This window comes from Allosphingosinicella sp., from assembly GCF_035626655.1.
Classification (GTDB): domain Bacteria; phylum Pseudomonadota; class Alphaproteobacteria; order Sphingomonadales; family Sphingomonadaceae; genus Allosphingosinicella.
On the sequence record NZ_DASPNF010000022.1, the window covers coordinates 43,505 to 56,140 of the forward strand.

General features: G+C 68.4%; 5 protein-coding genes. All 5 read right to left on the reverse strand.

The features are described 5' to 3' along the window. From VEC11_RS17005 to VEC11_RS17025, 5 genes are read right to left on the reverse strand one after another with little or no spacing between them, the layout of a single operon-like run. Positions 1 to 2,505 carry an ABC transporter permease gene (locus tag VEC11_RS17005; protein WP_464134832.1) on the reverse strand — a complete coding sequence of 835 codons (2,505 nt, stop codon included), beginning with the start codon at positions 2,503 to 2,505 and terminating at the stop codon, positions 1 to 3. Between the two features lie 10 nt (positions 2,506 to 2,515). Then, complete coding sequence (locus VEC11_RS17010; protein ID WP_464134836.1) at positions 2,516 to 5,011, reverse strand: ABC transporter permease; 2,496 nt, start codon at positions 5,009 to 5,011, stop codon at positions 2,516 to 2,518. A gap of 46 nt (positions 5,012 to 5,057) precedes the next feature. Next, positions 5,058 to 7,562: an ABC transporter permease gene (locus tag VEC11_RS17015; RefSeq protein WP_464134840.1), complete on the reverse strand. Its 2,505-nt coding sequence runs from the start codon at positions 7,560 to 7,562 to the stop codon at positions 5,058 to 5,060. 9 nt (positions 7,563 to 7,571) lie between these two features. Then, entirely contained in the window at positions 7,572 to 10,067 is a 2,496-nt protein-coding gene (locus VEC11_RS17020; protein ID WP_464134845.1) for an ABC transporter permease, read from the reverse strand. Between the two features lie 46 nt (positions 10,068 to 10,113). After that, positions 10,114 to 12,624, reverse strand: coding sequence for an ABC transporter permease (locus VEC11_RS17025; RefSeq protein WP_464134849.1), 2,511 nt, complete (start codon positions 12,622 to 12,624; stop codon positions 10,114 to 10,116). Positions 12,625 to 12,636: the final 12 nt, after the last annotated feature.

Consider the following 12,636-nt stretch of genomic DNA (forward strand, 5'->3'; position numbering starts at 1 on the left):
TCATTCGTATCTGAGCGCGATGATCGGATTGGCGCGGGCGACGCGGATCGCGTGGCCCGCCACGGTGCCGATCGCGATCGCCAGCGCGAGCAGGCCGGCCACCACGAACGGCGCCGGGCCGAGGTCGATGCGGGTGTCGTAGGTGTTGAGCCAGTCGCGCATCACCCACCAGGCAATCGGCCAGGCGATCAGGTTGGCGAGCACCACCGGCTTGGAGAATTGCCAGGTCAGCAGCTGCACGATGTGCCGGACCCGCGCCCCGAGCACCTTGCGGATGCCGATCTCCTTGGTGCGGCGCTGCGCGGTGAAGGCGGCGAGGCCGAACAGGCCGAGGCAGGAGATGATCACCGCGAGCCCCGAGAAAGCGGCGAAGGCGACGCCGCGCGCATGCTCGCGCTGGTAGAGGCGGGCGAGCAGGTCCTCGGCGAAGGCGCCCTCGAACGGAGCCTCGGCCTGGAAGCGGCGCCAGACCGCTTCCGCGCCGGCCATGACGGCCGCGGGATTGGTCGAGCGGTAGCGCAGCATGATCAGGCTCGTCGCCTCGGGATCGTAGGTGAAGACGATCGGCTCGATCTCGTCGCGCGCGGTGCGGATGCGCGTGTCCTCGACCACGCCGACGATCGTCGACGGAATCATGTTGTCCGTGCCCGCAGCGCTCACCCTGATGGTCTTGCCGAGCGCCTGGGCGGGGTCGCGATAGCCGAGCAATTGGGCCGCATTGCGGTTGATGACGACGTTGAGGCCGCGCTGCGCCAGCGCCGGGCCCATGTCGGGCATCGGCGCGGTCGAGCCCGGCGCGGCCGGCGGCGGCCGCAGCATCCGGTCGTTGGCGAACTGCTCGCCGAACTCGCGCCCGGCGAGCAGGCGCATCCCCATCGTCCGGAAGAAGTCCGTGTCGACCCGGTAGACGCCCATGTTGAGCTCCGCCGGCGCGCCCGGCGCGTTCACCGCCTGGATCGACTTGTTGGTCGCGGCGACGCCGAGATTGGTGCGGGCGACGCCGGTGATCCCGGGCACGGCGGCGAAGGCGCGCCGGGCCGCCTCGTAATTGCCCTGATCCTGGAAACGCCAGCCGCCGCGGACCTGGATCAGGCCCTCGCGCTCGAAACCCATGTCGACGGTCTGCACATATTCGGTCTGGCGCCAGACCACCCAGGTGCAGACGATCAGGCCGATCGAGACCGCGAACTGGACGACGACCAGCCCGGCGCGCATCCGGCCGGAGCCGGTGCCCTCGGCCGACGACTTGTTCGCCTTCAGCACGCGCGCCGGCTGGAAGCGGGAGAGGACGAAGGCCGGATAGAGGCCGCCGGCGATGCCGACGACGAGCGTCAGCCCGAGGATCTGCGGCAGCAGCCCGCCGGCGCCGAGATAATGGATCTCGAGATCGGCATCGAGCAGGCTGGAGAGCCAGGGCAGGCCGAGCTCCAGCCCGGCGAGCGCGATCAGCATCGCCAGCGTCGTGAGCACCATGGATTCGCCGAGAAACTGGCCGATCAGCTGCCGGCGCGAGGCGCCGAGCACCTTGCGCAGGGAAACCTCGCGCGCCCGCTGCCCGGCCCGCGCCGTCGAGAGGTTCACGAAGTTGATGCAGGCCATGATCAGGATCAGCAGGGCGACGATCGCGAAGGTTGCGACGGTGCGCGCGTCATTGCCCGGCGTCATCGCCAGGCCTTGCGCGACGCCGAGATGGACGTCGGCGACGTTGACCAGCTGCAGGTCCATGATATCGGCGCGGCTCGAGACCCGCCCGTCGATCGTCTGGGTCGGGATCACGCGGCGCTCCCAGGCGGGAAAGGCGGCGTTGATCTGCGCCGCCGCCGCGGGATCGCGCAGCTTCACATAGTGGAGCTGGCCCATGTCGCCCCAGCTCGGCGCCTCGGTGCCGCGCGAGGCAGGGTCGAAGCGGACGAGGGCGCCGAAGGCCAGATGGGTTGCGCGCGGCAGGTCGCGGACGACGCCGGTGACGGTGAAGTCGCGGCGCTGCTCCCCGCTCCCGGCCGAGATGGTGCGGCCGATCGCGTCGAGCGTGCCGAACTGGCGGATCGCCTCGGTCTCGGTCAGCACCACCGAATTGACGTTGGGCAGGGCGCTGCGGGCGTCGCCGCGGACGAAGGGCAATTGGAAGATGTCGAGAAAAGCCGGGTCGACGACGAGCGTCTCGACATAGATCGGGCTGCCATTGCGGGTGACGATGGTCCGGCCCGGAATGGCGACGGTGACCGCCTCGATCTGCGGGGAGATGGACGCGATCGTGTCGCGCACCGGGGCGGGGCTGGCCTGGTTGGGGGAGACCGGCTGCCCGACCTCGTGCCAGGTCGCCTGGACCTGGAAGATGCGCTCGCTGTCGGGCAGCCAGCGGTCATAATTGTTCTCGTAGCGGACGTAGACGAACAGGGCGAAGCAGGCGGCGAGGCCGATGGCGAGGCCGACGATGTTGATGAACGCATAGGTCCGGTTGCGTGCCAGGCTGCGCAGGCCGACAATCAGGTAGTTGCGCCACATAGCTCGTCTCCTATTCGTAACGCAGCGCGTGAATGGGGTTGGTCCGCGCGACCTTCAGGGCGTGTCCGGCGATCGTCCCGATGGCGATGGCCAGCGCGAGCAGGCCGGCGACGACGAAGGGCACGAGCCCGATGTCGACCCGGCTTTCGAATTCGGAGAGCCAGTTGCGCATCGCCCACCAGGCGACCGGCCAGGCGATCAGATTGGCGATGAGCACCGGGCGCGTGAACTGCCAGACGAGCAGCCTCACGATGTCGCGCACGCGCGCGCCCACTACCTTGCGGATCCCGATTTCCTTCGTCCGGTGCTCCGCCGTGAAGGCGGCGAGACCAAACAGGCCGAGGCAGGAGATCAAGACGGCGAAGGCCGCGAACGCCGCGAACATGCGCGCGCGCCGTTCGTCGCCGGCATACATTTCGGCGATCCTCTGGTCGGCGAAGAAGCCGTTGAAGGGATCGGTAGTGACGGTCGCCTTCCAGGCCGACTGGACCGCGGCCATCACCTCGCTCGCCCGGCCGGGATCGAAGCGGACGGCGATGCCGAGATGGCCGCTCGGCGCGACATAATAGAGCCTGGGCCGGCTCTGGCGACGCGCCGATTCGAAGCGGGCGTCGTTGACCACGCCGACGATCGTATAGGGCCCGGAGCCCGGGCCGCTCTCCGAATCCTCGCGCCCGATCGGGCGGCCGATGGCGGCCTGCGGATCGGCGAAGCCGAGCGTCCGCGCCGCGCTCTCGTCGACCAGGACGTTGACGCCGCGCTCGCGGATCAGGCGCGTCCGCTCGGGATCGGCATTGTTCAGCGGCGCGCCGACGTCCGCCTCGCGCTCGTGGGTGACCGCGCGGCCGGCGAGCAGCCGCATGCCGAGCGTCCGGAACGTGTCGCCGTCGATCGGGACGATCTCCAGCTCGACGCTGGCGGGCGCCCCGGGCGCGCGGAAATTGGTGGTCGCGGTGATGTCCGGATTGGGCGTGATCCCGGAGCGCGCCACCGCGCTCACCCCGGGAATGGCCGCGAGCCGGTGCATGAACGCCTCGACCCGGGTCCGGTCCCCGATCAGGTCGGGCGCCTGGACGAACAACAGGCCGGGGACCCGGTAGCCGGGATCGGCCGAGCGCGCGAACAGCGTCTGGGCGTGAACGATCGCGGTGGAGATAATCAGCGCGATCGAGACCGCGAACTGGATCACGACCAGTGCGAGCCTGAGCCGGCCGGCGCCCGGTGCGTCCGCGCCGCTCTGGCTGGCCTTGAGCACCACGGCGGGGCGGTAGCGCGACAGGAAGAAGGCCGGATAGACGCCGCCGAGCAGGGCGACGGCCAGGAGCACGGCGGCGAACGGCAGCAGGATGCCGTCGAGGCCGAAATAATGGATCGAGATCCGGCCGTCGACGAGCTCGTTGAGCCAGGGCAGGGCCAGCTCGGCCAAGGCGAGGGCCAGCAGGCCGGCGACGGCGACCAGCACCAAAGCTTCGAGCAGGAACTGGATGACGAGCTGGCCGCGCGTCGCGCCGAGTGTCTTGCGAAGCCCGACCTCGCGCGCGCGGCGGCTCGCCCGGGCGGTGGCGAGATTGGTGAAGTTCACGCAGGCGACGATGAGGAGGAAGATTGCGACGATCCCGAAGGTGAGCAGGGTTTTCGCGGAGGTTCCCGCGCGCATCGTGCCGGAAACGATCCCCGCGGTGTTGATCGCGCGGACGTTGAGCAGCCGCTGGGTGAAGCCGAGCCCGTCAGGCGCCGAATTGTCGCGCAGGCCGGCCGGGACCAGCCTCTGCAGGGCCGGCAGCATCCGGGCCTCGATCGCGGCGGGATCGGCCCCGGGCCGCAGCCGCACATAGACGAAGGAGGCGACCCAGTTCCACTCGGTGAAGACCTCGTTGCCGGTGGTGCGGGCGGCAAGATTGGGGCGATAGAGCGCGTTGAGCTTGAGGTGCGTGTTGGGCGGCAGGTCGCGCAGCACTCCCGTCACGCGCAGCACGCGGTCGCCGTTCGCGCCGATGCGGGCGACGGTCTGGCCGAGCACGTCGGTGCGGCCGAACAGCCGCCGCGCCGCGCTTTCGGTGAGGACGATGGTGTCGACGTCGGCGAGCGCGGTCCGCGGGTCGCCGGCGACGAGGGGCAGGCGCATGACGTCCAGGAAATTGGCGTCGGTCGCATAGAGGTCGCCGACATCGAACGGCTCGCCGCCCCTGCGGACCACCCCGCTCACCTGGAGGAGGGCGGTCGACGCCTCGATCTCGGGAAATTGCGGCGGCAGCGCCGTCGCCGCGTTGAACGAGCTCTGGCCGTACTGGCGGCCGGCCTCGGTCCCGCTCGTCGCGATGCGCTGCACCTGGTAGATGCGCTCGGCATCGGGGAGCCAGCTGTCGAAGCTGCGCTCGTAGCGGATGAACAGGATGATCAGCAGGCAGGCGGCCATGCCGACCGCGAGGCCGAAGATGTTGATGAGCGCATAGGTCCGGTTCCGCGCCAGGCTGCGCAGGCCGACGGTCAGATAATTACGCCACATTCTTCGTCCCCCTTCCGTCTTTCCGTTGCGACCTTTTTCAAGTCTCCTATTCGTAGCGCAGCGCGAGGATCGGATTGGCCCGCGCGACCTTGATGGCGTGGCCGGCAATGGTGCCGATCGCGATGACCAGAGCGAGCAGCCCGGCCAGCACGAAGGGCTGGACGCCCATGGCGATGCGGGTGTCGAACTGCTGCAGCCAGAGGTTCATCGCGAACCAGGCCGCCGGCCAGGCGATCAGGTTGGCGACGATCACCGGTTTCGAGAATTGCCAGGCGAGCAGGCCGACAATGTCGCGGATGCGGGCGCCCAGCACCTTGCGGATGCCGATCTCCTTGGTCCGGCGCTCGGCGGTGAAGGCGGCGAGGCCGAACAGGCCGAGGCAGGCGATGATGATGGCAAGCAAGGCGAAGCCGGCGAACAATTTCGTCTGCGCGGCCTCCCGCTCATAGAGTTCGGCAACCTTGTCCTCGCTGAACACGCCGTCGAAGGGCACGTCGGGCGCCAGCCGCCGCCAGGCCTGCTCGACCCGCTGCATCACGCCCTGCGGATCGGAGGCGTCGTAGCGGATCAGCATCGTGCCGCCGCCGCCGTCGGTCCAGGAGAACATGATCGGATCGATCGGCTGGTGGATCGAGCGGAAGCGCGAATCCCGGACGACGCCGATGATCCGGCTCGGGACCACGCCATATTCGTCATCGACGAAGGCGACCTGGGCCAGCTTGCCGACCGCGTCGGCGGGATTGCGGAAGCCGAGGCGGCGCGCCGCCAGCTCGTTGATCACGATATTGGCGCCGCGCGCGACGAGGGCGCGCTGGTTTTCGGGCGTGGGCGGGTAGCTGAGGCCGAGCCGGTCGGCCGGCCGGTTCTCGTCGAACAGCCGGCCGGCCACCAGCTCGATGCCCATCGTCTCGAAGAATTGCGGATCGATGCCGTAGGTGCCGATGTTCACCGGCTCGGTCATGCCGGGGAGCTGCACGCTGGTATTGTTGTCGTTGGCGGTCCCCACGCCGATGTCGGACCGGCCGACCGCGACCACGCCGGGGACGCGCCTGATCTGCTCGGCGATCGTGTCGGAGCGCTCGAGCAGCTGGCGGCGGCCGAGATTCTCGACCTGGATCAGCCCCTCGCGCCGGAAGCCGACGTCGAGATTCCTCGCATATTGGTCCTGGGCCCAGACGATGGCGGTGCAGATGATGAGCGCGATCGAGACCGCGAACTGGCTGACGACGAGGATGTTGCGCAGCAGCCCCGAGCCCTGCGCCTCGGCCGTCGACTTGTTGGCCTTCAGCACCTGCGCCGGCTGGAAGCGCGAGAGGTAGAAGGCCGGATAGCCGCCCCCCGCCGCCCCGACGAGGAGGGTGAGCAGCAGGATCGGCACCAGCATCCCGCCCTCGCCGAGATAATGCATCTCCATCGACGCCTTGAGGAAGGAGTTGAGCGAGGGCAGCAGGAGCTCGACCAGAGCGAGCGCCAGCAGCATGGCGATGCCAGCGATCAGGATCGATTCCGCGAGGAACTGGGTGACCAGCTGCTGGCGGTTCGCGCCGAGCACCTTCCGCAGCGCCACCTCGCGGGCGCGCTGGCTGGCGCGGGCAGTGGCGAGGTTGGTGAAGTTCACGCAGGCCATGCCGAGGATCAGGAAGGCGATGATCGTGAAGGTCCAGATCGTGCGTCTGTCGTTGCCGGGCGTCATCTCTCCCTGCTGGGCCACGCCCAGGTGGACGTCGCGGATGTTGACCAGCCGCCAGTCCATCTCGTCGCCCTGGTTGGTGCGCTGGTTGCCGAAGATCTGGTCCTCGATGTTGCGCCGCTCCCAGGCCGGCATCGCCGCCTGGATCGCCGCCGGGTCGGCGCCCGGGCGAAGCGAGAAGTAGTTCCAGCCGGACTGCCAGCCCCACTGGGTCATGAATGTCGGCGTCTCCCGGAAGAAGCTCGGAATGTCGATCCGCGCGACGATGGTGAAGCGGATATGGCTGTTGTGCGGGAGGTCGCGGGCGATGCCGGTGACCAGATAGTCGGTGGAGATGCCGCGCGAGACCATGGTCAGGGTCTGGCCGACCACGTCCTCGCGGCCGAACAGCCGCCGCGCCTCGCTCTGGGTGAGGACGGCCGTCCCGGGCCGCGACAGGGCGCTGGCCGGATTGCCCTGGACGAGCGGGAAGCGGAGCACGTCGAAGAACAGGTCGTCGACGAGCAGCACGTCCTCGGTCGGCAGCGCCTGGCCGCCCAGCAGCGCGACCGGCTCGCTCGACAAGGCGTAGACGCTGCGCTCGATCTGCGGGAAGTCGCGCTCGAGCCTCTGCCCGGCGACGTAGGACGTCATCTGGTAGTCATTTTCCTCACCGGTCTGCTTCGAGCGATAGTGGCTCTCGAACTGGTAGGTATTCTCCGCATTGGGCAGCCACCGGTCGTAGGCGGTCTCGTAGCGGACGTAGATCAGAAGCAGCAGGCAGGCGGCGAGGCCGATGGCGAGGCCGACGACATTGATGAAGGCGTAGGTCTTGTTCTTGGTCAGCGCCCGGAAGCCCACCGTCACGTAGTTGCGCCACATATGGGCCTCCTACTCGTACCGGAGCGCGTGGATCGGGTTGGCCCGCGCCACCCTGATGGCGTGTCCGGCAATCGTCCCGACAGCGATGACCAGCGCCAGCAGACCGGCGATGACGAAGGGCCCCGGACCGATGTCGATCCGGTTCTCGAATTCCGAAAGCCAGTTGCGCATCGCCCACCAGGCGACCGGCCAGGCGATCAGGTTGGCGAGGAGGACGGGACGGGTGAACTGCCAGGCGAGCAGCCGCACGATGTCGCGCGTGCCCGCGCCGAACACCTTGCGGATCCCGATCTCCTTGGTGCGGTGCTGGGCGGTGAAGGCGGCGAGGCCGAACAGGCCGAGGCAGGAAATGAGGATCGCGAACGCCGCGAAGACCGCGAACATCTGCGCCCGCCGCTCGTCGCGGTCGTACATTTCGGCGATCCTCGCGTCGGCGAAGAAGCCTCTGAACGGCGTGTCGTTCACGCTCGCCTTCCACAGCGTTTCGATCGCCGACATCACACGCGCGCCGTTCGCGCCCTCGAAGCGGACGGCCAGGCTGAGATGGCCCGCCGGCGAAACATAATAGATGTTGGGCCGGGCCTCGAAGCGCGCCGATGCGAAGCGGGCGTCGTTGACCACGCCGACGATCGTGTAGGGGGCGACCGCGTGCCCGTCCCCCGGCTGGGGAATGATCTGCCGGCCGATCGCAGCCTGCGGATCGGAATAGCCGAGCGTCCGGGCGGCGCTCTCGTCCACCACCACGTTGAGCCCCCGCTGCTCGATCAGCCGGTCGCGCTCCGGATCGCTGTTGAAGCGCGGCGCGCCGACGTCCATCTCGCGCTCGTCCGTCACGCTGCGGCCGGCCAGCAGCCGCATGCCGAGCGTGCTGAAGGCATTGCCGTCGATGTCGACGATCTGGAGGTTGACCGCGGTCGGCGCACCCTGTGCGCGCACCGTGAAACCGGAGGTGGTGCCCGGATTCGGAGTGATGCCCACCCGCGCCACCGAGGTCACGCCGGGAATGGCGGCGACCCGGCGCATGAAGGTCTCGATCTGCTGGCGTTCGCCCAGCCAGCCGGGATCCTCCACGAACAGCAGTCCCGACACACGGTAGCCGGGATCCAGGCTGCGCGCGTACAGCGTCTGCGCGTAAATGATCGCGGTGCAGATGATGAGCGCGATCGAGACCGCGAACTGGATGACCACCAGCCCCGTCCTCAGCCGCCCGGCGCCGGGCGTGTCGGCGCTGCCCTGATTGGCCTTGAGCACCTGCGACGGGCGATAGCGGGAGAGGAAGAAGGCGGGATAGGCGCCGCTCAGCACGCCGACCAAAGCGAGCAACAGGCCCAGCGGCAGGAGAATGCCGTGCGGCCCAACATAGTGCATCGCGATCGGCTCCCCGAGAAGGCCATTGAGGAACGGCAGCGCGAGCTCGGTCAGGGCAAGCGCCAGCAGGCCCGCCACGATGACGATGGCGAAGGCCTCGGCGAGGAACTGGACGACGAGCTGCAGTCTGGTGGCGCCAAGCGTCTTGCGCAGCCCCACCTCGCGCGCGCGCCGGCTCGCACGCGCGGTCGCCAGGTTCGTGAAGTTGACGCAGGCGACGATCAGCAGGAAGGCGGCGACGATGCCGAACGTGACCAGGGTCTTCATCGACGTGCCGGCGCGCATCGTGCCCGAATCGATCGGGCCTGTGTTGATCTCCCGGATGTTGAACAGGTCCTGGGTGAAGCCGAGGCCGTCGCTCGCCGAGCGGTTGCGCTGGCTGGCCGGCACCACGCGCTGCAGGGTGGCCGGCATTCGGCGGGTGATCGCCTCGACGGTCGCGCCCGGGCGGAGACGGACATAGACCCAGGCCGAAACCCAGTCCCATTGCGTGTAGCGTTCGTAGCCGGGGCCGGTGAGCGCGATGCCGGGCCGGTAGAGCGCCGCGATGCGGAGGTGGGAATTGGCCGGCAGATCGCGCAGCACGCCGGTAACCCGCACGGGCCTGTCGCCGCCAGTAATCACCCGGTTCACCGTGGCGCCCAGCACGTCCGTCCGTCCGAGCAGCTGGCGTGCCGAGCTTTCGGTGAGGACGATGCTGCCAGGCTCGGCAAGGGCGGTCGCGGGATCGCCGGCAATCAGCGGCAGCTTCAGCACGTCAAGGAAATTGGCGTCGGTGATGTAGACATCGTCGAGCTCGACCAGCTCGCCGTCACGGCGGAAGATGCCGCCCGTGCCGATCAGCCCGGTCGCCTTCTCGATTTCCGGAAATTGCGGCGGCATGGCCGTCGCCGCCACGAAGGAGGTCTGCGCAGTGCGTTGCCCGCTTTCGGTGCCGCTCGTCGAGATACGCTGCAGCTGGTAGACGCGGTCGCCATCGGGGAGCCAGTCGTCGAAGCTGAGCTCGTAGCGAATGAACAGGACGATCAGGAGGCAGCCGGCGAGGCCGACGGCGAGGCCGAACAGGTTGATGATCGTGAACAGCGGGTCGCGCTGCATCGCCCGCCAGGCGACCGTCATGTAGTTGCGCCAGATCATCCTGCTCCCCTTCTGCAGATCTCCCGTTCGTGCTTCGTCGCTTCTCCTATTCGTAGCGGAGCGCGAGGATCGGATTGGCCCGCGCCACCCTGAAGGCGTGGCTGGCGATCGTGCCGACCGCGATGACCAAAGCGAGCAGCCCGGCCGCCACGAAGGGCAGCACGCCCATGTCGATCCGCGTGTCGAAGGTGTTGAGCCAGACGCTCATCTGCCACCAGGCGATCAGCCAGGCGATCGGCATCGCCCAGAGCACCGGCTTCGAGAATTGCCAGGCGAGCAGCCCGACGATGTCGCGGACCCGGGCGCCGAGCACCTTGCGGATGCCGATCTCCTTGGTCCGCCGCTCGGCGGTGAAGGCGGCGAGGCCGAACAGGCCCAGGCAGGCGACGATCACGGCGAGGATCGCGAAGCCCGCAAACACCTTCGCCCTTGCGGTTTCCGCCGTATAGAGCTCGGTGATGATGTCCTCGCTGAAGCGGGCGGAGAAGGGCGCGTCCTGGATCAGCCTTTTCCACACCGCCTCGACCCCGGCCAGCACTGCGCGCGGATCGGCGCCCGGATCCAGGCGGACGTCGAGCACATTGCCGCCGGTCCGGTTGATCCGGAACATGATCTCGTCCAGCGGCTCGCGAATCGAGCGGAAGCGCGAATCCTGGACGACGCCGATGATGTTGACCGGCACCAGGCCATATTCCTGGCCGAAGATGCCGGCGCGCACCTGCTTGCCGACCGCCTCCGCCGGGTTGCGCCAGCCGAGCTTGCGCGCCGCGGACTCGTTGATCACGACGTTGACGCCGCCCCGCGCGATGATCGCGCGCTGCGCCGCCGGATCGGTCGGGAAGGGCACGGTCGCATCGTCCATCGGCCGGTTCTGGTCGAAGGCGCGCCCGGCGAGCAGGCGGATGCCCATCGTGTCGAAGAACTTGTAGTCGACCTGGTAGGAACCGATGTTGATCGGGTCGCTCCGGCCCGGAAGGAGCACACCCTCGTTGGTCGAGTTCTGCGTGGCGACGCCGATCGTCGTGCGGGCGGCCGACTGGACGCCGGGCACGCGCTCGATCTCGCGGATCAGGGTCTCCTGGATGGGCACGATCTGGCGGCGGCCGATCCCCTCCACCTGCAGGATGCCGTCGCGGCGATAGCCGGGATCCGCAGTCTGCGCGTAGACGGTCTGCGCGTAGACGACGGCGGTGCAGATGATGAGGCCGATCGAGACCGCGAACTGGCCGACGACCAGGATGTTGCGCAGCAGGCCGGAGCCGCTCGCCTCGCTCGACGACTTGTTCGCCTTCAGTACCTGCGCCGGCTGGAAGCGGGAGAGGTAGAAGGCCGGGTAGAGGCCGCCCGCGGCGCCGACCAGCAGGGTCAGGCCGAGCACCGGCAGCAGCATCCCGTCCCAGCCCAGATATTGCATGCGCAGGTCTGCATCGAGGAAGCCGGAGAAGAGCGGCAGCAGCAGCTCCACCATCGCGAGCGCGAGCAGCATCGAGATGCAGGCGATCAGCACCGATTCGCCGAGGAACTGGGTGATGAGCTGGCGGCGGTTGGCGCCGAGTACCTTCCGCAGCGCCACCTCGCGGGCGCGCTGGCTGGCGCGGGCGGTGGCGAGGTTGGTGAAGTTCACGCAGGCCATGCCGAGGATCAGGAAGGCGACGATCAGGAAGGTGGTGATGGTCGTCCAGTCATTGCCCGGCCGCGCCGCCCCGTTCTGCGCCTCGCCGAGGTGGATCGAGCGGACATTCTCGATCCGGTAGTCGCTCTCGTCGCCGGGATTGTAGCTGATGCCGTCGATCACCTGGGTCGGGATGACGCGGCGCTCCCAGGCCGGGATGGCGGCGTTGATCGCGGCGGGATCGGTGCCCGGACGCAGCCGGAGATAGTACCAGCCCGACTGCCAGCCCCAGTTGCGCATGAATTCGGGCTGCTCGGCATAATAGGAATTCGGATCGATCCGCACGAGCATGTTGAAGTCCATGTGCGAGTTTCTCGGCAGGTCGCGGAACACCGCGGTGACCCTTTGGTCGACCTGCCGCCCCCGGATCATCGTGGTCAGGGTCCGGCCCACCGGATTGTCGGTGCCGAACAGCCGGCGCGCGGTGGTCTCGTTGAGCGCGACCGAGCCGGGATTCTGCAGCGCCGTGGCCGGGTCGCCGTGCAGCATCGGCAGCTGGACGGTGTCGAAGAACGGGCCGTTGACGGCGCTGGTATTCTCGACCGTCACCGCCTCGCCGTTGCGCAGCACCGTGAAGGCGCCGGCGGAGGCGTAGACCATGGACTCGATCTGCGGGAAATTCTCCTTCAGGCGCTGGCCCGACACGTAGGACGCCATCTGCAGGTTGAGCGTCTGGCCGGTCGACTTCTCCGTATAACGGGTCTGCAACTGGTAGGTGTTCTCGTGGTTCGGCAGCCAGCTGTCGTAATTCGTCTCGTAGCGGACGTAGACGAGCAGGAGCAGGCAGGCGGCGAGGCCGATGGCGAGGCCGACGATGTTGATGAAGGCATAGGTCTTGTTCTTGGTCAGCGCCCTGATGCCCACCGTCATATAATTACGCCACATGGTCCTGCTTCC